At 52.9% G+C, this 18,223-nt stretch carries 18 protein-coding genes and 2 tRNA genes; 12 read left to right on the forward strand and 8 right to left on the reverse strand.

Going from position 1 to position 18,223, the window contains the following annotated elements; genetic code table 11:
* The first annotated feature begins 32 nt into the window (after nucleotides 1-32).
* The 6 genes from GC087_RS09215 to GC087_RS09240 all read left to right on the forward strand — a co-directional run bounded on the left by GC087_RS09215 (nucleotide 33) and on the right by GC087_RS09240 (nucleotide 4,638).
* Nucleotides 33-1,055, forward strand: coding sequence for an LLM class flavin-dependent oxidoreductase (locus GC087_RS09215; protein ID WP_054633503.1), 1,023 nt, complete (start codon nucleotides 33-35; stop codon nucleotides 1,053-1,055).
* A 460-nt stretch (nucleotides 1,056-1,515) separates the two neighbouring features.
* Nucleotides 1,516-1,998, forward strand: a complete 483-nt coding sequence (locus tag GC087_RS09220) for an Hcp family type VI secretion system effector (RefSeq protein WP_039338087.1) — start codon at nucleotides 1,516-1,518, stop codon at nucleotides 1,996-1,998.
* A 31-nt stretch (nucleotides 1,999-2,029) separates the two neighbouring features.
* Nucleotides 2,030-2,512 carry an Hcp family type VI secretion system effector gene (locus tag GC087_RS09225; protein WP_324030370.1) on the forward strand — a complete coding sequence of 161 codons (483 nt, stop codon included), beginning with the start codon at nucleotides 2,030-2,032 and terminating at the stop codon, nucleotides 2,510-2,512.
* Nucleotides 2,513-2,548: 36 nt separating this feature from the next.
* Entirely contained in the window at nucleotides 2,549-3,385 is an 837-nt protein-coding gene (locus GC087_RS09230) for a hypothetical protein (RefSeq protein WP_324030372.1), read from the forward strand.
* Nucleotides 3,386-4,051: 666 nt separating this feature from the next.
* Nucleotides 4,052-4,303, forward strand: coding sequence for a SymE family type I addiction module toxin (locus GC087_RS09235; protein ID WP_033740409.1), 252 nt, complete (start codon nucleotides 4,052-4,054; stop codon nucleotides 4,301-4,303).
* A 65-nt stretch (nucleotides 4,304-4,368) separates the two neighbouring features.
* Complete coding sequence (locus tag GC087_RS09240; RefSeq protein ID WP_033740406.1) at nucleotides 4,369-4,638, forward strand: hypothetical protein; 270 nt, start codon at nucleotides 4,369-4,371, stop codon at nucleotides 4,636-4,638.
* A gap of 125 nt (nucleotides 4,639-4,763) precedes the next feature.
* Here GC087_RS09240 and GC087_RS09245 read toward each other — a convergent pair.
* A tRNA-Asn gene (locus GC087_RS09245) sits at nucleotides 4,764-4,839 on the reverse strand.
* 305 nt (nucleotides 4,840-5,144) lie between these two features.
* Here GC087_RS09245 and GC087_RS09250 point away from each other — a divergent pair.
* Nucleotides 5,145-6,266: a Gfo/Idh/MocA family protein gene (locus GC087_RS09250; protein WP_324030373.1), complete on the forward strand. Its 1,122-nt coding sequence runs from the start codon at nucleotides 5,145-5,147 to the stop codon at nucleotides 6,264-6,266.
* A gap of 72 nt (nucleotides 6,267-6,338) precedes the next feature.
* Here GC087_RS09250 and GC087_RS09255 read toward each other — a convergent pair whose 3' ends face one another.
* From GC087_RS09255 to GC087_RS09270, 4 genes are all read right to left on the reverse strand, one after another.
* The gene (locus GC087_RS09255; protein WP_039338083.1) at nucleotides 6,339-7,169 is read right to left on the reverse strand and encodes a glycosyltransferase family 8 protein; all 831 of its coding nucleotides are present in this window, start codon (nucleotides 7,167-7,169) and stop codon (nucleotides 6,339-6,341) included.
* Between the two features lie 17 nt (nucleotides 7,170-7,186).
* Complete coding sequence (locus tag GC087_RS09260) at nucleotides 7,187-8,569, reverse strand: D-arabinono-1,4-lactone oxidase (RefSeq protein WP_324030374.1); 1,383 nt, start codon at nucleotides 8,567-8,569, stop codon at nucleotides 7,187-7,189.
* A gap of 64 nt (nucleotides 8,570-8,633) precedes the next feature.
* Entirely contained in the window at nucleotides 8,634-9,281 is a 648-nt protein-coding gene (locus GC087_RS09265; RefSeq protein WP_324030375.1) for a TetR/AcrR family transcriptional regulator, read from the reverse strand.
* A gap of 147 nt (nucleotides 9,282-9,428) precedes the next feature.
* Nucleotides 9,429-10,055: a LysE family translocator gene (locus GC087_RS09270; RefSeq protein WP_324030377.1), complete on the reverse strand. Its 627-nt coding sequence runs from the start codon at nucleotides 10,053-10,055 to the stop codon at nucleotides 9,429-9,431.
* 261 nt (nucleotides 10,056-10,316) lie between these two features.
* Here GC087_RS09270 and GC087_RS09275 point away from each other — a divergent pair, with 261 nt between their 5' ends.
* Nucleotides 10,317-10,787, forward strand: a complete 471-nt coding sequence (locus tag GC087_RS09275; RefSeq protein ID WP_324030379.1) for an Lrp/AsnC family transcriptional regulator — start codon at nucleotides 10,317-10,319, stop codon at nucleotides 10,785-10,787.
* A gap of 270 nt (nucleotides 10,788-11,057) precedes the next feature.
* On the opposite strand, the gene GC087_RS09280 is transcribed toward GC087_RS09275, so the two are convergent.
* Both GC087_RS09280 and GC087_RS09285 read right to left on the reverse strand, forming a co-directional pair.
* On the reverse strand, nucleotides 11,058-11,459 hold the full coding sequence (locus GC087_RS09280; protein WP_324030381.1) for a hypothetical protein: 402 nt from the start codon (nucleotides 11,457-11,459) through the stop codon (nucleotides 11,058-11,060).
* A gap of 249 nt (nucleotides 11,460-11,708) precedes the next feature.
* Nucleotides 11,709-11,784, reverse strand: a tRNA-Asn gene (locus GC087_RS09285).
* A 203-nt stretch (nucleotides 11,785-11,987) separates the two neighbouring features.
* Here GC087_RS09285 and GC087_RS09290 point away from each other — a divergent pair.
* The 3 genes from GC087_RS09290 to GC087_RS09300 all read left to right on the forward strand — a co-directional run bounded on the left by GC087_RS09290 (nucleotide 11,988) and on the right by GC087_RS09300 (nucleotide 14,693).
* Entirely contained in the window at nucleotides 11,988-12,236 is a 249-nt protein-coding gene (locus tag GC087_RS09290) for a hypothetical protein (protein WP_324030382.1), read from the forward strand.
* A gap of 37 nt (nucleotides 12,237-12,273) precedes the next feature.
* On the forward strand, nucleotides 12,274-12,621 hold the full coding sequence (gene yajD, locus GC087_RS09295) for an HNH nuclease YajD (RefSeq protein ID WP_033740398.1): 348 nt from the start codon (nucleotides 12,274-12,276) through the stop codon (nucleotides 12,619-12,621).
* 272 nt (nucleotides 12,622-12,893) lie between these two features.
* Nucleotides 12,894-14,693, forward strand: a complete 1,800-nt coding sequence (locus GC087_RS09300; protein ID WP_133745348.1) for a DNA/RNA non-specific endonuclease — start codon at nucleotides 12,894-12,896, stop codon at nucleotides 14,691-14,693.
* Between the two features lie 302 nt (nucleotides 14,694-14,995).
* Here GC087_RS09300 and fdhA read toward each other — a convergent pair whose 3' ends face one another.
* On the reverse strand, nucleotides 14,996-16,183 hold the full coding sequence (gene fdhA, locus GC087_RS09305; RefSeq protein ID WP_324030384.1) for a formaldehyde dehydrogenase, glutathione-independent: 1,188 nt from the start codon (nucleotides 16,181-16,183) through the stop codon (nucleotides 14,996-14,998).
* A 581-nt stretch (nucleotides 16,184-16,764) separates the two neighbouring features.
* Between fdhA and GC087_RS09310 the strand changes: the two genes are divergently transcribed.
* Nucleotides 16,765-18,129: an MFS transporter gene (locus GC087_RS09310; protein ID WP_033740394.1), complete on the forward strand. Its 1,365-nt coding sequence runs from the start codon at nucleotides 16,765-16,767 to the stop codon at nucleotides 18,127-18,129.
* Nucleotides 18,130-18,223 lie beyond the last annotated feature (94 nt).

Raw genomic sequence — 18,223 nt, forward strand, 5'->3', positions numbered from 1 at the left:
AAGCACCCGTCTTTCGCCAGGAGATGTTACAGATGAAAAAGATTGGTTTTCTCTCATTTGGCCACTGGACGCCCTCGCCGCAGTCCGCCACGCGTTCTGCCCAGGATGTGTTGCTGCAATCTATCGACCTGGCCGTCGCAGCGGAAGAACTGGGCGCGGATGGGGCCTATTTTCGTGTGCACCACTTCGCCCGTCAGCTCAGCTCGCCGTTCCCGCTGCTGGCTGCGGTCGGTGCACGCACCAAAAAAATTGAAATAGGGACTGGCGTGATCGACATGCGCTATGAAAATCCGCTTTATATGGTGGAGGATGCCAGCGCTGCGGATCTGATTTCCAACGGTCGCTTACAGTTGGGACTGAGCCGTGGTTCACCCGAGCAGGTGATTGATGGCTGGCGTTACTTCGGCTACGTGCCGCAGGAAGGCGAGACGGATGCGGACATGGGCCGTCGCCATACGGAAGTGTTCCTGGATGCGCTGCGTGGCGAAGGCTTTGCTAAACCGAATCCCCAGCCAATGTTCCCCAATCCACCGGGCTTGCTGCGTCTTGAACCGCTGTCGGAAGGCTTACGTGAGCGTATCTGGTGGGGCTCGGGTTCCAACGCCACCGCAGTATGGGCAGCGAAAATGGGCATGAATCTGCAAAGCTCGACGCTGAAAGATGATGAAACCGGCGAGCCGTTCCACATCCAGCAGGCCAAACAGATTCGCGCCTACCGTGACGCCTGGAAAGCGGCAGGGCATCAACGTGAACCGCGGGTTTCCGTCAGCCGCAGTATCTTCGCGCTGGTGAATGATATGGACCGCGCTTACTTTGGTCGCAGTGGTCAGGATCAGGATTCCGTCGGTTTTCTGGATGAGAAAACCCGCGCCATTTTCGGTCGCAGTTACGCGGCTGAACCCGAAAAGCTGATCAAACTGCTGGCAGAGGATCAGGCGATTGCCGAAGCGGACACCTTGCTGCTCACCGTGCCGAATCAGTTGGGCGTGGAATATAATGCCCATGTGATTGAAGCGATTCTGAAGTATGTCGCTCCTGAATTAGGCTGGCGTTAAACGCTAACTGATTCTGTGAGAATAAGGCCCCCGCGCAGTCCGGATTGCGCGGGGTTTTTCATTCTTTTCCATCCTGATGTCCTGTCTTCTCTCCCGGTTACGTAGCAGTGAATACCGTTTTTTTATTTTAAAAAACTATTTCGTCGCGACACAATTTCTTATTAAGAATAATTCTTTCGGATTTATCTCAATAAAATCATGCGCGTTGTAAATTAATTGACATGAACTCATGTTAATTTTATTAATGAGTAAAGGGCGTAGAAAGAATCGTTGCCTGATTAACTATCCCTAATTGCTGCGTGAATAACGCAGTCATCTTTTTATTTCCACTTTATAGCGAACAGAAATGACAGGCCGGTGCTTATCCTGAATTTAAGATGGCACTGATGCTGACGAAATGTCTCAGCCTGGCGATGTGCATCGTGCTTTTTGTCCCACCCCAAACTAACCGGAAAAAAGAATGGCGATCGATATTTATTTGAAAGTTGAAGGCACCACAGGTGAATCACAGGACAGTAAACATAAAGGATGGACCGACGTACTCTCATTTGAGTGGGGGGCTTCACAACCCGGCAATATGGCTGTTGGCGGCGGTGGTGGCGCGGGGAAAGTGAGTTTTAACGATCTGCGGATCAAAGCCTTAATCGATAAATCCACGCCAGCCATTCTTAAATACTGTTCCAGCGGAAAGCATGTTTCAAAAGTTGAACTGTCGGTTTGCAAAGCTGGCGGTAGTCAGATTGAGTACACGAAAATTGTGCTGGAAGATGTTCTGGTCACCGCAACGAATTTCAACGGTATCGGGCAAAGTGACACTATTGTTGTGGACTATGCCTTTCAGGCATCTAAAGTTTCTACCAGCTATTGGGAGCAAAGCGCCAGCGGGACTAAAGGTGCGGAAAGCAAAGCCGGTTGGGATATTAAACAAAATAAAGAGAGCTGAGTTAATCTGCCCGTAAATATAAAGGTGAAAAATGGCTATTGATATATTTTTGAAGATAGACGGGATTGAAGGTGAGTCGCAAAATGCGAATCATAAAAAATGGATTGATGTACTTTCATTTGACTGGGGCGCGCAGCAGCCAGGGAATATGACCGTTGGCGGCGGTGGGGGAGCAGGTAAAGTAAATTACCGCGATTTAACCGTTGAGGCCTTAATTGATAAGGCCACGCCTGCATTAGTGAAATATTGCGCCAGTGGTAAACATCTGCCGAAAGTTCAGCTGTCCGTTTGCAAGGCGGGTGGACAGGAAGTGGAGTATACCCGCATCACACTTGAGGATGTCCTGGTGACACAGACTGACTTCACCGGCGTCGGGCACGCGTCAACACTGGGTATGCAATATTCCTTTCAGGGCAGCAAAGTGGCACTGGAATACTGGGAACAGGCTTCTCAGGGAACGAAAGCCGCTTCTGTACAGATGGGCTGGGATATTAAACAAAATAAAGAAAACTAATGACTTCGTCGCGCGGCATCAAAAAGTGAGGGCGTTATGGCATTTCCAAAAGTGAGTCTTATTGAGGGCCTGACTACGGACCCTCGTTTTAATCCTGCGGGTTCCGCTAACTTTCTGTCCAAAGAGGTGCTTGATGAAGCGCTGATTTTAGTCAGATCGTTTGAACCAGCGGAAATCGCCCGGCTGAGTAAAACCGATACCAGCCAGATTGCTTATGCGATGTCGAATTATAAAGAAGATAATAACCGTCGTTATAAAACCTGGAACGAAGAGTCGGCTTCAGCCAGGAGGCCTGGCGGAGAAATTCGGCACCTTGACAATCGTATTGGCGGCGTCAGAGTTCAGCAGGCAAGTTCGATTGCGACAGGTGCGATATCAAGCTCTACTGGCGCTACAGGTGTGGTTTTATGGTCCGCTTACCAGGGTCTTGGAAGTATTATTGGACGGGGCTCTCTTCCTGTACTGGCGGCACTCTTTTCTGCGGCAGGCGCCTACTTCGTCAACAAAAAAACCGTTGCCGTTAATCAGATGGCTGCCCATATCAAAGCACTCGCGGATCTCTTTAATACTGCACATGAAGCCTTTGAAGACTTCAAAACAGAAGCGGAGCGTAAACGCGCTAATTTTAAACCCGACGATCAAATGCGTACGCCCCTCACCTTTGAGCAAACCGTGGCATCCCATAACGCCTGGCCCCAGGATCATGCGCGGGACATGACGCCCATCCTTCAGCAATTTATCCGCCATGAATATCAGCGTGTGGAGCTGTATGGCACAAGTGCCGAGTTTGTGAAGGTTTTTTTTAAAAACCAGGCACCCCTTTCTCTTTCACGCACGCAGTACAGTAATCTGATTAACTTAAAATTCCCGTAAGGAATGGCGAAAAGCTGTCTGAAGGCAACGCTATTCAGACGGCAAGCCCGCTTAGCGTACCGGACGGTGAATTCACGTCTTGATAAAGGTAAGCAGACTGACCACCTTACCGGTTAAAGCATACGCCGTGGATTTTGCGTTTACCGACTCACTTCTCAGATAAGTTACCCTGCGCGGATAAAGGTTATCCCGCGCTTTTCCGCCCGGGTAAACGGTATTGCTTTGCGCCTGCCAAAAGTCAGGCTTCAGGTCCCACCATTCACATCAACCATTCGCGCATACGGCGTGTCAGTTGGCGCGCCGTATGCGTTGGAGGCGCATTAACAGTCGGCCGCAGGGCCGGACGGGACAGACAGCAGAATATTGTCAACGTTATGCGAGTTAGCTTCCAGGTCCTGACTTGTTGTCATCCGCTAAAATCGTTATGGTTTACAAGCGTTTGTCAGACCCGATAGCGGGACCAGCCCAGTAAGAAAACCTCCCGATATCAGCGCGTCGGCACTCTTGTAACTCATTGATGTCTTGCAGACATAAACAGTAAGCGGGCTGTCTGAAGGCGCAAACCCGGTGCTGGTGCACCAGAAGCAGATACAGCCTCATCCGGCCTGTATCGCGTCAAATGGCCTCGCGAATGATGGACTCACCTTATTGACCAGGAGTTTGCAAATGACGATGAATGCCCGATCTTCTGACGCTGCACTTACGGCGGCCTCATTTAAAACCCAGCGACATTATACAGTTGGTTATGTACCTAAATTCGGGGACACCAGCACACCTGCACTGAACATTAGTGGCAAATGGTTACGTGAATTGGGATTCGAGACGGGGACGAAGGTAAGGGCAGAGATCAGCAAAGGCTGTATCGTGTTGCAGGTCGAGACACCGGAGTCAGAAGAGAACCTTTCCCGAGCGCGTTAAGGGTTGTGTTGCTCTCACCACCGTTTATAGTTACAGAATCAACCGCCCCGTTTAAGGAGCCTGACATGCCACATTACTGTTTTTTCCAAAAGGGTAAGCAGATTGTCGTGCTGGAAAAATCGTCTACAGACAACGCTACCCAGCTCATTGCGCAGGGCTATGAAAAGCAATTTGAGGAGGTGAGTGCGTCCAGTGAGAAAAAGGCACTCGCTCGCTTTGCGGATATTCGCCGACGTAACCAGGCGGATTACGAGGACTTCCTGGCGGGGGCGGCAACGATGCCGATCATCGATGGCTTACGCGCGGTAGCGGGTTTTATCGTAGGTAAGAAGTAGCGCAGCCGGAGCAGCGCCTGCGTTAAGTTCCCTGCGCTATAACGCGACCTGGATTGTTGCGTATTTCAGGCCATTCCCAAAACAAAAAGCCCGCTCAGGTTTCCCTGAGCGGGCTTCTCTAAATCTGGCTCCTCTGACTGGACTCGAACCAGTGACATACGGATTAACAGTCCGCCGTTCTACCGACTGAACTACAGAGGAATCGTTTGAACGGGGCGCATATTATCGACGTCGTGCAGGCTTGTCAAAGCTCTTTTTCATAAAAGTGTCTGATTGCTGAAATACTCGCCAACTCTGTGCGTTGTGCCGTATCGCTAACGCTAACAAGCGGCTTCACAGGGTTTCTTATTGCGTAAACAGAAACCCAAACCGCGTAAAACATCGCATTGGACTGGACAGTAACGATTGTTCTTTATGTTCGTCACATTTATTTCATTTTTAGTTTGAAATGCTCATAAATGGAATTTAAATTTCATTTCAACTTTCGCTGTCCGCCCGGAGTCCAAATGAACAAAGTCAGAATCGGCATGATCGGCAGTGGCTACATTGGCCGCTGTCATGCGATTGCTTATGCCCAGGCCCCTGCGGTGTTTGCGTTAAAAGGGCAGATTGTCCGTGAGATGCTGGCAGAGGTGAATCCGGAACTGGCGGCAAAGCAGGCCGCCACCTTTGGGTTTGCCCGCTCAACCGGTGACTGGCGTGAGCTGGTGTGCGATCCCAATATTGATGTGGTGGATATCTGTGCGCCCAATTTTCTGCACAAAGAGATGGCGCTGGCTGCGATTGCTAACGGTAAACATGTCTATTCCGAAAAGCCACTTTCCCTGACCGTGGCGGATGCCCGGGAAATGGTGGAAGCCGCGGCAAAGGCTGGCGTGAAAACGCTGGTGGGCTTCAATTACATGAAAAACCCCACCAGTCAGCTGGCGAAAGAGATTATTGCCCGAGGCGAAATCGGCGAAGTGGTGCACTTTTATGGCACGCACAATGAGGACTATCTGGCAAAACCTGACACTCCGCTCGACTGGCACTGCCAAAAAGCGCTGGCCGGACTGGGCGCCCTGGGCGATCTGGCTGCGCATATCGTTAATATGGCGCATTATCTGGTCGGCAATATTGTGGAAGTCAGCGGCGATATGATGACGGTCATCAGGTCGCGTCCTGACCCGAAAGATCTCAGTCGTCAGTTACCGGTTGAAAACGAAGATCAGGCCAGCGCATTGCTGCGTTTCCAGAACGGGGCGCACGGCGTGATTGAAACCTCGCGCATTGCCTGCGGAGCCAAGATGGGCCTGACCTATGTGGTGACGGGCACTAAAGGCACGCTGCGCTATACACAGGAACGGATGGCAGAGCTTGAACTCTATCTGCATGATGAACCCGCAGGGCGTCAGGGCTTCAAAAGGATTCTGACCGGGCCTGCTCATCCGGATTACGCCAGTTTCTGTGTGTCAGCAGGCCACGGTATCGGCTTCAACGATCAAAAGACCGTGGAAATACGCGATCTGATTAATGGCGTCGCCGCAGGCGATCGTATGTGGCCGGATTTTGCCGAAGGTTTGCAGGTACAAAAGGTGCTGGAGGCGATTGCGCGGTCCGCCACAGAGCGGTGCTGGCAGGAAGTCTGATAGTAGTTACAGCATACTTTAATGCACAGACGGGAACCTGTGCGCCTGCGGACAGGCAGGCGCACGTTGTTATCAGCAGTCAGATGCTTTGTCCCACCACAGCTTGTCCATCGCGTAATAGCGGTCACGCTGGCTCACCGGCTGTGACAAATCCCGCTCCCAGGGCTTCGCCAGAATGTAGTGCAGGTTCTTCACCTCTTTACATTCCCACAACGTATCGTGCTGAAAACGAAGCGTTTTTAGCGCGTTATAAATATAGGAAAGGGGCAGCCATTTATCTTTAAAAGCTTCGTTGAGCAAGTCCTGTTCTGAGAAGGCATAGGCGCGCAGGTCATCAATGGCAGCAATACGCGCTTCAAGATCGTTAAAGACAGCCTCATCCGGTTCCAGCACCAGGAATCCACCGTTCAGGTAATAATCCACATGAGCCGGCGGCGTCTGCTCGCGCTCCTGCCAGGTATAGTGGCAGAACTCGGGCTCCCAACTGTCAGGATAGGACTCAATCTGATTGGGATTACAGCGGCAGGCGTGGCAGGCGGCCAGCACGAAGTCACCCAGGTCCAGTGTAAACAGTTCATCCATATTCTTTAAGATGAGCATGTCAGCATCCAGGAAGACCACGCGCCGATACTCGGTCAACTGCCAGGCGCGCAGCTTAGTCCAGACCTCGCCAAAGCGTTCAGAGGCATAATGCTGATTCAAATCATTGTCCGGATAAAGCGGATCAACCCGGCGGATAATACAGCCCTCATCCCTGAGGGCTTCACACTCGCTGTCACTGATAGCATTGGTGGCCATCACAAGCAGTGGCCAGCGTGTTTTCGTCTGTTGCAGTGATCGGTGCAGCGCTTTCACGCCCACCAGATAATCCGGTTGTGTCAGTAACGTTACCCAGGCAAACATAACATCCCTTTTTTAAATTATTCAAACAGTGCAGCGGTATAGACGTTGCTGAAGCGGTGGTGCGGATCAAGTTGTTCACGCAGGGCACGAAAGCGGTCCCAGTGTGGATAGAGATCCCGCCAGTGGTAGAGCGAGGCATCGTAATATTTACCCCAGTGCGGACGCCCACCTTCTTCGGCCAGCAGTTTCTCCACCTCGCTTAAAAAGTGCAGGCCGGCCTCAGAAAGCGATCCATCATCCGCGTAATAAACGACAAAGCCAAAGAAGCAGGTGGGCTGGTCGAAGGCGGGGCTCAGCCAGGCGGATGAGGCACCGGTGCAGCGCAGGATAATCGGATAGTGCATGTGCGGACGATTTTCGGCATACCAGCGTTTGATCTTGCTGATGATCGCCGGCGTGCGCGCCAGCGGAACGCCAATTTCAACGTTGATCTGCGGCACGGCGATACCGCGACAGAACAGTTGGTAGATGTCGCCTGTGACATCGGTAAAGTCGCGAAAGCGAGTCACAGTGCGGAACTGTTTGCCGCCTTTACCGTGAATCTGCGTATCGCGATGCATGTGCTCCAGCGTCTGTTCGATAGTATCGTTCAGGCTGTCATCACCTTCATCGGCATGTTCTACTACTTCGCGTCCTGACTGCTCGTAACGCTGGATCTCATCGTAGCTGGCCTGATGTGCATTCCAGACGTGCATGATGTTATCGTCAACAAACCACCAGGCCTTACTGAGTGCATAATCCTCATTCCAGCGCAGCAGATCGCTTTCCAGGTTGTCCGCCGAAACCGCATTCTTGTGGCAGGTGAAGATGCGGAACGGTTGGGTGCGCAACGTCACTTCGGTCACGATGCCCAGGGTGCCGAGCGACACCAGCGCCGCCGCAAAATCGTCGTCACCGCGCGACAGCTCCCGTATGGATCCGTCACTCAGCACCAGACGGATCTGCTCGGCTTCATCCGCAATGGAGCTTTGCTGCAGACCCTGGCCGTGAGTACCGGTTGCCATCGCACCGGCCAGCGTCTGCACGGAGATCACGCCCGGCGAAGAGGCCAGCATGCGGTCCATGTCTGTCAGGGTGCTGTAGATCTGTTCGAGCGGTGTGGCGCCTGCAAACGTAACGCTGTGAGCATCGCTGCGGAGCAGGCCGGTAAAGGCGCTCAGATCCAGCAGCAGATCGTCGGGATGCACAGCCAGCATTCTGCCGGGTGAGTAGGTTTTGCCAATAACGCGCACTGTGTTGTGAGTGTCGCGCAGTAACTGCTGCAAAGCCGCCTCATTGGCAGGGCGTTTTACCTGCTGTTGTGTACCAATCGGCGCGTTTTGCGCCCAGTTCCAGAGTGTATTGTCATGAGGTTCACGCTGCGTCTGGCGAAGCGGATAAAGGCTGGCGTCTCTGCTCAAGCTGCTTTCCTTACTTAAGTGATATTGTTATTACCACTTAAGCATAGACTATCCTTTTCAGCGCTCAGGACGCGTGGCGTGAGCAACCGATGTAGCGCAGCGTTGCCGTGACGGCGAGCTGGCGATTACGACGGATGATCTCGTCTTCATTTTTGTCCCGACTAAACAGCGTATTGAAGGTGAAGCGGTTGGAGACCTGATGCACACAAATACTGCTGATCAGGCGATGGACGTCCAGTGTCTCGATCTCTTTGATGAACAGTCCCTGCTGCTGTCCCCGGCTCAGAATATCGTCCAGTAAGTCCAGCGCACTGCGGTTCAGCTGGCTCAGACGGGCAGACTGCGAGATGTAGCGGCCGCGAGACAGGTTCTCCATACAGATCAGACGCACAAAATCCGGGTGGGAAACATGGTAATCGAAGCTGGCTTCAACCAGTTTTATGATGGCCTGCTCAGGGGCGAGCGAGACCAGATTCAGGCCAGTTTCATGCTCCCTGATCTGCTGGTAAACCTGTTCCAGCGCATCGATATAGAGCTGTTCCTTATTGCCAAAATGGTAAACCACCATTCGTTTAGTCGTCTGGGCATTTTCAGCAATTTGCTCAAGACGGGCGCCTTGCATACCAAACTCAGCAAAGGTCGTCAGTGCGCTCGCAAGAATGCGCTTTTTAAGTCCTTCAGGATCATTTTTGCGTTTCGTAGTGTCTGACATAGTGCTCAACAGGGCGCCTGGTAACGAGAAGGTAAGGGCAAGATGTTACCACAGCGGATCAGGGCTGTTACTTATACCGAGAGCAAATGAAGATTAATCAGTCTGTTCTGACGTCGCACGGGAGGCCGTGTCACCTCGGTCACGGCATTAAAGCGTTTTCAGTATCATACCGATGGCGGCCAGCAGCATGATAACGCCGACCGATTTAAACATGATGCGCTGTGCACGTTGGCTGGTCAGTAATGCGCGAACGCTTACTGCCGCCAGAATAAACATGGCCCCGACCATCAGCAGTACCGCTGCGGTAACGGGCACCAGTCTGGCTGCCCAGAATGTTAAGGATATGCTCTCCAGCGATATCACAAGCGGTAATATGACCAGATAAAACGCGATTGTTTTCGGGTTGCCCAGTGTGATGGTCAGGCCTGACAGCCAGGCAGAAGTCAGTTGCTTGTGCGTCACCTTTTGGTCCAGCGTGATGGAATGCGGCTGATAAGACCAGAACTGCCAGGCCAGAAAAGCTAAATAGAGCGCCGCAGCCCAGTTAATCAGTGTAAACAGTCCGGTATAGGTATGAGCGACAACGGCCAGGCCAAATACGGCGAGCGTCAAATAAAATAAATCGCCCATTATCACGCCTGCAAGCGCAGCAAAACCCGCCAGAGAGCCCCCGTTAAGGGTACGGGCCACGATCGCTGTCATGCCCGGGCCGGGAATGGCCGCGGCCAGACCCAGCGCCAGTATATAAGGCAGTAATTCTGTTATCGCAGGCATCGTCTTTCCTTCATAAATGTTATGTCGGGATAAAATCCAGACAGGCTGGCCATGAAAAGCGGCACGACGAAGACAACCCGGACTCGTCTGCCGCCTTAATCTGCCCTGTCCGGCCATTTCTTTTGATCTGCACCTTGTACAGCACCTGAAAACAGTATGTCCTGGCGAGACAGAAATAGGCTGTCTCAATCACATTCATTTATCGTATTCTTTGCAAGAATTAACCTCATAAACGAAATGTAGCGAAAGGAATTGACCGGTATGCTGCTTGATAAGACAGAAATGAAAATCCTGCGTGTTTTACAGGACGATGCCCGTATTACTAATCAGGAACTGGCTGACAAGATTGGTATGTCTGCCTCACCGTGCTGGCGTAAAGTGCGCAGGCTGGAAGAGCAGGGCGTCATTCAGGGGTACCGGGCTGTACTGGACCGCAAAAAAATCGGCGCCGGGGTCATGGTGTTTATTCGTGTGGTTATTGATTGCCACAGCGAGGATGAGGCAAAAAAATTCGAGCAACAGGTCACGGCGCTGGATGATGTGGTGGCCTGCTACAGTATCGGTGGTGATGCCGATTTCCTGCTACAGGTTGTGGCGAGCGATCTGGAAACTTATGCGGAGTTCGCCATGTCTGTAGTACGCAGATTGCCGCGCATTAAAGAGATGCAAAGTATGTTTGTGCTTAAAGAGATCAAACCGCTGACCGCTTATCCGGTTAAAAATACACGCTGATATGACTGGCTGAATCTTATGCAGCATCTGTGATGCAGCCGGACTCAGCCGCGTTGAACGTAGCGTTGACGCGACAGTTATAAAGAACAGGAAATGACGGAAAAGCCGGGATGCCATAAAAGGCTTTTTGAAGTTTCTGGCGTGGGCAGAGCTAATATCAGGCAACACAATGGGCATTCATTCCGCGAAACTCTGCGCCTTTATCGCTGTGATTTGAAAAACACGCCATTGACCATGGCGTGTTAATGGTTCAGAAAACTGAATGCTGTTTTAAGGTGCCCGCCCGATTTTTTTCGTGCCTTTCGTGTAGTAAAGATTGTGGTATTGACCATTTGAATAAATCACCACGAATCTGCGCGCGCCGACATAAGCGCCAAAACTGTTTTTTGCATTAATCACGCCGGGGATGACCCAGCCAAACATCAATTCTTCTTTATCTTCGGGCACATTCATTACCCAGGTATATCCTTTAAAAGGTTTAAAAAAACGATAATGCGCGCTGTAAGGATCTTTCAGATGATAATAAAACGTATTTTTGACATCCGTTTTATAAGTGTCTGGCAGCGTACCGTAACTGGCAAGCTGCACTTGTAGTGGATCGGGTTCATGAGAACGGGCTACACATCCTGTCAATATCATCGTTAAAGCAAAATACAGCACACGCTTTCTCATTAATCGCCTCAAGGGTTAATATTTTTGTTATAAGGCGAAACACTAGCACCCGGCGTATATTTCGGTCTATAAACCGTTGATAAACGAGTGTTTTATATTAGCGAACAGCGAGTGAATGGTTTAATACTGGAGAGCGAAGCGGTTTATCTTGACAACCCGGTGTTGACTGAAACGACTGTTCGGGCGCAGAGAGAGTTTAAGAGACTAACAAAAACCCGCTCCTGTTTCCCTGAGCGGGTTTTTCTAATCTGGCTCCTCTGACTGGACTCGAACCAGTGACATACGGATTAACAGTCCGCCGTTCTACCGACTGAACTACAGAGGAATCGTGCTACAGGGCGCATAGTAATGGACTGATCTTACTGAGTCAAAGCGGTTTTCGCGCCGGACAGTCTGTTTGCTGAAGGATTCAGCATTCTGGTTGTTTCAAGCGCAACTTTGCGCATTCCTGCTCTTCTTCATCCATAAAATGGTTTTATCACAGCACCCATGCCGGACAGGTGAGTGCGACCCGCATCATTGATGCCTATGCAACAAAGTAAACGGATTAGCCTGACCATCCTGTTCCAGGCGGCCCAGGATGGCAAAGCCCAGCTTTTGATAAACGTGCATAGCCTGCTTTTGTTCATACACTTCGAGTGCATTCGCGCCACAGGTTTCCACAGCATATCGGTAAGCGATAGCGTGCTACGTCTTCCTTACCACAGCCACAAACGCACCGCAGAAGGCTGGCGTTGCGCCATCCACGGACGTAGTATGCAGCATTCGTCCCTGTAGCTTGTCTCAAACACTCTTTATCACAGGTAATATCGTCATGGCGTTGATTCCAAAAAACTACTCACGGCTTGAAAGTGGCTACCGTGAGAAAGCCCTGAAAATCTATCCATGGGTTTGTGGGCGCTGTTCGCGCGAGTTTGTCTATTCCAACCTGCGTGAATTAACGGTTCATCATATTGATCACGACCACACCAATAACCCGGAAGATGGCAGTAACTGGGAATTGCTGTGCCTGTACTGCCACGATCACGAACACTCGAAGTATACGGAAGCTGACCAGTATGGCACCCGGGTTGTGGCGGGTGAGGACGCGCAAAAAGACGTGGGCGAAGCCACCTATAATCCCTTTGCGGATTTAAAGGCAATGCTGGATAAGAAAAAGTAAGACTGAAGGCCCGGACGTGACCTTTGCGTTCGCGCCTGACAGCGGCCAGACGCGCATCCGTTTTTATGCGCCTGCTATCCACTCCCTCTCTGACTGTTCGCCGCTTATCCCCCAGGGGCAAAGCCCTTCCGCACGAGGCTGAATCAACAGCCTGGTGATGTCGTTCGCCTCTCAGTGCAAAAGTGCAGTATGCCCGTTGGTATGCTCACCTGCCGCGTACTCCGTTTTAAACAGCTATGGTTAAAGGGGCACCGTCGACCATGGAGAAGTGAATGAACGAGCAACTGCAAGCACAGATTGCCGCAAGGCTGGCGTTGACAGCCGGACAGCGGCAACAGACGCGCACGGCGCTGAGTCAGGGTCTGCCAGCGGAACCTGATTCACGACGCGCACAGCGTTATGCCTTTCAGCAACGCGCCAGACAACAGGTCATCATCGGCACGAATGATTTGCTGCCCGTCTCTTTTTTGCAGCAGGGGCTGAGCGCCGCCAGGGCGGTGGCACTGGTCAGGGAAGATGGCGTACCCAAAGGCAGTGGGTTTTTAACCTGGGGCAACCTGTTTGTCACGAATCACCATTTGTTACCTGAACCGCCTGAAAAAGGCCGTATTACGCTTCAGTTTGGCTACCGCCAGGGGGAAGCGGGTGAGATGATTCAGGGACGTCTTTTCAGTGTGGATGCGGAACGCTTCTGGCTCACCAGCCCGACCGAAGCATTGGACTGCACGCTGATCGCGTTAGGCGACGCGCTTGACGACAGTGGCGAGCAACCGCTGCCGCTGGCGCTCAATGACCGCAACGATAAACATGCGTTGGGCATCCACCTTAATCTTATCCACCATCCCGGCGGTGCGCCGCAGCAGGTCTCGCTGCGCAATAATGCACTGTTAGCCCGTCATGAAGAGTTTTTGCACTACGAAGCCGACAGCGAAGGTGGCTCGTCGGGCGCACCCGTTTTCAATGACAGCTGGCAGCTGGTGGCGCTTCATCACGGCGGCGTGGAAGAGAACGGAAAATGGGTCAATGAAGGCATCCGCATCAGCGCGCTTACCGACTGGCTTAAAGGCGCGCTGCCGACGTTACCTGAAGCCTGGCAATCGTCGCTGATGCAGGCGCTCAAGGCTGAGCCTGCAGCGGAACAGGTGTTGCCCAGTGCCGCTGCACCCGATGAAAATTACGCTAATCGCGACGGTTATCAGGCGGGCTTTCTGTCGGGCACGCATGTTGATGTCGCCGGCATTATCGCGCCACGCGCCAGTGAAGTCGCACCGCTGCGTAATGGGCGCAGCGGTGCAGAAGCCACGCTGGATTATGAGCACTTCTCGCTGATCATGAGCGCAGGGCGGAAGCTGGCCTTTTTCACAGCCACCAATATTGATGGTGCGCGCTACATCAATATTGACCGCGGCAGTGGACAACCTTCGCTGCTCCCTGAAGGCGACCGCTGGTATGAAGACAGCCGTATCGACAGTCGCTATATCACCGGCCAGGCGTTCTATAGTGAATTCAGCCGCTGGTTTGATCGGGGCCATCTCACCCGCCGTAGCGATCCTACCTGGGGCACTGCGGCCGAAGCAGTGCGCGCCAATAAAGACACGTTTCATTTTACCAACTGTTCACCGCAGCATTTTCGCTTTAACCAGAGTGTGCAGTACTGGCAAGGTGTTGAGCGCTACATCCTGGAATATGGTGTGTTAAAAACCAAACAGCAGATTAGCGTGCTGACCGGACCGGTACTTAACGATCAGCACCGGCAATACGGGAACTTACAGGTGCCGCTGATGTTCTGGAAAGTGGTACTGCGCATCGGGCCGCAGGGCACGCCGCAGGCCACCGCACTGCTGGTCAGTCAGGATAAGTTGCTGGACGAGCCGCGCCGCGTACTGCCGCTTCAGCAGCCGGAAGCGGTCCCGCAGGTGGACGAATACCGCGTTTCGATTCGTTCACTGGAAACACTCACCGGGCTTGATTTCAGCGCGTTCCGCGACTGGGACAGCTGGCAACCCGATCCCAGCCTGCTGGCCGATCCTGTGCAGGCAAAGCTGATTATGAGCTGGTCTGAGGTGTTATAAAGGGACGGCGGCAATCGGCTGAATGTAAGGGACATCACACTGCCCGTTCTGGTGTTCCGAACGGGCAGGATTCGCATATTGTCGGCACTGACGTATCGGCCGGCACCGGGTTGGCAGGCTTGCCCGCCAGCAACGCCCTGAGCAGTATGCCAGCCTGAGATTCAGCCGGACGATCGCTGCATGTGTTCGCGGTTCGCCCTGTCTAAACCATGACATTAACCCGACGGGTTAACCGCGCCACTGGCGGAAAGAAGACAGTAAGCCGATGCCGCGACCTGTCCCGGCATCGGGGCAGACAAGGCCTACGCCAGCAAACCGTGTGGATCCAGGACATATTTGGCGGCCACGCCGGCATCAAAGCTGGCATAACCCTCGGCCGCCTGTTCAAGGGGCAGCACTTTGGCGTTCACAATTTTCGCGATGGGTAACCGGTCATGCAAAATTGCATTCATGAGCTGGCGGTTATATCGCAGCACTGGCGTTTGTCCGGTGTGCAGGGTTTGCGCCTTTGACCAGCCCAGGCCAAACTTCAGGCTCAGGGATCCTTCACGGGCTGCCTGCTCCTGAGCGCCCGGATCGTCTGTTACATACAGTCCCGGAATACCAATCTTACCGGCCACCCGGGTGACAGCCATCATGCTGTTCAGGACAATAGCCGGCTGCTCTTTACCCGAATGGCCCCGCGCTTCAAAGCCGACCGCATCAATCGCCGAGTCGACTTCCGGCACACCTATGATATCCGCGATCATTTCACCCAGGCGATCGTGTTTGCTCAGGTCGACGGGCACAAAGCCCATTTTTTCTGCATGCGCCAGGCGATCCTGATTGAAGTCACCCACCATCACGACCGCTGAACCCAGAATTTCCGCTGAGGCTGCCGCGGCCAGGCCAACCGGGCCCGCGCCCGCGACATAGGTCATCGAACCGACGCCCACGCCCGCCGTGACCGCACCATGAAAGCCAGTCGGCAGAATGTCTGACAGCATGGTCAGATCCAGAATTTTTGCCAGCGCCTGATCCCGGTCAGGAAACTTCAACAGGTTAAAATCGGCATACGGCACCATGACATATTTTGCCTGTCCGCCAACCCAGCCGCCCATATCGACATAGCCGAATGCGCCGCCAGCGCGTGCCGGATTAACCGTCAGGCACACGCCGGTATCCAGTTCCCGGCAGCAGCGACAACGTCCGCAGGCCACGTTGAAGGGGACAGAGACAATATCTCCCACGTTAAGCATTTCAACGTCGGTGCCTTTTTCAATGATTTCGCCGGTAATTTCATGCCCCAGCACCATGCCCGCCGGTGCGGTGGTGCGTCCACGTACCATGTGCTGATCGGAGCCACAGATATTGGTTGACAGCACTTTGATGATGACCGCGTGATCGATTTTTTTACCCGCGGGGCTGACGAATTTCGGATCGGCAATATCCATCACTTCAACCTTACCGGGCCCCTGATATACCACACCTTTATTGGAAGCGTTTCCCATAGTAATGTCCTGTCTGGCTGATTAAGAGGTCTGTCTGGCAGCGCGGTATCATGCATGTAGGGTGAGGTACTTACCGGTCTGCAAAGGCAGTGTAAGCAAGTCAGTGATGGTTAAATGATCTGACAACGACATCGGGACGGGAAAAAACGCAGAATGGCGACATCAACAGAAATAATAAAAACAGATCGCCATTGTGCAATAAAGCCTGTCCGGACATCCTGTCGAAAATAAATAAAATGATTTTATTAAAAACGACCTGTAATTATCTGTCGGCGAAAACGTCGCTTATTATATAGGCTTTTCCTATGCCGTTATTTCACGTCAGACAATGCTATGATAAAAATGAATTAGCTCACGCGTTTTGACTTCATTTTTTTTCAGGCGGTCAGGTTTTAATTAAGGGTTGCAATAACCCGGCATTTACGAAATAACGCGTCAGAATATCGTGCCTGAATACCCTGCGATCGTTATCGCCAGAGGATTACCGTATCGCTGACGGTTATTTCTGGCATATCGACCGCAATATATCATCAACCGCAATGGTCGCTGAGTGTTAATCATTACGTAGAAGGAACAGGACAATGAATATTGTTACGCCCGCGTCGCCCGCTACGCTCAGAAAGGTAACCGCCGCTGCCGCTATAGGTAATTTTGTCGAGTGGTTTGATTTTGCCGTTTATGGTTTCCTGGCCACGATTATTGCCCAAAACTTTTTTTCACAGGCACTTCCGCAGACCGCCTTATTACAGACGTTCCTGGTGTTTGCCGTGGCGTTTGCCTTGCGGCCATTAGGTGGGGTGATATTCGGTATGCTGGGGGATAAATATGGGCGTAAACGTATCTTATCGTTGACGGTACTCATGATGGCGGGCGCGACCACGCTGATTGGCCTGCTTCCGACCGACAGGCATCTGGGGATCATGGCCCCGATTCTGCTGACGCTGGCCCGCTGTATTCAGGGATTTTCGGCAGGAGGGGAATATGCCGGAGCCTGCGCCTATGTGATGGAGCATTCACCGCCACGTAAACGCGCCTGGTACGGAAGCTTTATCACGGTCTCGACGTTTTCTGCTTTCGCGGCTGCGGCAGTTATCACTTTTCTGTCAGACGCCGCGCTGGGCCAGGATCAGATGCGCGCGTGGGGCTGGCGTATTCCTTTTCTGATTGCGGCCCCGCTGGGGCTGGTGGGGATTTATCTGCGCATTCGTATGGAAGAGACGCCTGCTTTCCGGGCTGCACGTCGCGAAGAGGCGGGAACACATGCGGCACTTGCTGACACGTTACGCCAGCAGACAGGAAACATCCTGCGGCTGGGGGCCTTTATCGCCTTAACCGCGCTGACGTTTTATATGTTTACCACCTACTTCTCGACCTTTCTCCAGTTGCAGGGCCACTTCAGTCGGGCCTCGGCCTTGCTGGTCTCCTTCCTCGCGCTGCTGTTTGCGGCGGGGCTCTGTCCGGTAGCGGGAGCGCTTTGTGACGGGATAGGCAGAAGAAAGACAGTGGCTGTCACGGGCGGATGGGTGATCGTAAGTGTCTTACCGGCCTGGTGGCTGGCCAGTTCGGGCCCGCTCTGGGCCGCCATCCTCGGGGATATGCTGTTAGCGACGGGGGCGGTGTTTTCGGGCGTCGTGACGGCCGCGTTACTCTCCGAAGTCTTCCCCACGCGGGCACGGTATACCGCCTCTGCCATTACCTACAATCTGGCCTATACGCTTTTCGGCGGCACCGCACCGCTGGTGGCAACCTGGCTCATTGACTACACAGGCAATACGCTGTCACCGGCCTTTTATCTTGTTGCGGTCGCGGTGCTGGCGCTGGCGGGCGGACTGAGCTTGCCCGAAACCTCACGTATTTCTTTGCAGGATGACGCCGCACATCCGCATTCGCGGCAACAGGGTGCGGTAAAGCACGTGGGGACGGTCGCCCGCAAGGAGCCGGTGTGAGGCATAACACCAACCGGGCACCCGCCCGGGTTAACTTCTGATGGCCTCGCTGGCGGCGCATAAAACTGCGACATAAGCATTCCTCCGCATAACG

Origin of the sequence: Pantoea sp. JZ2 (assembly GCF_035191405.1) — a bacterium.
Classification (GTDB): Bacteria; Pseudomonadota; Gammaproteobacteria; order Enterobacterales; family Enterobacteriaceae; genus Pantoea; species Pantoea stewartii.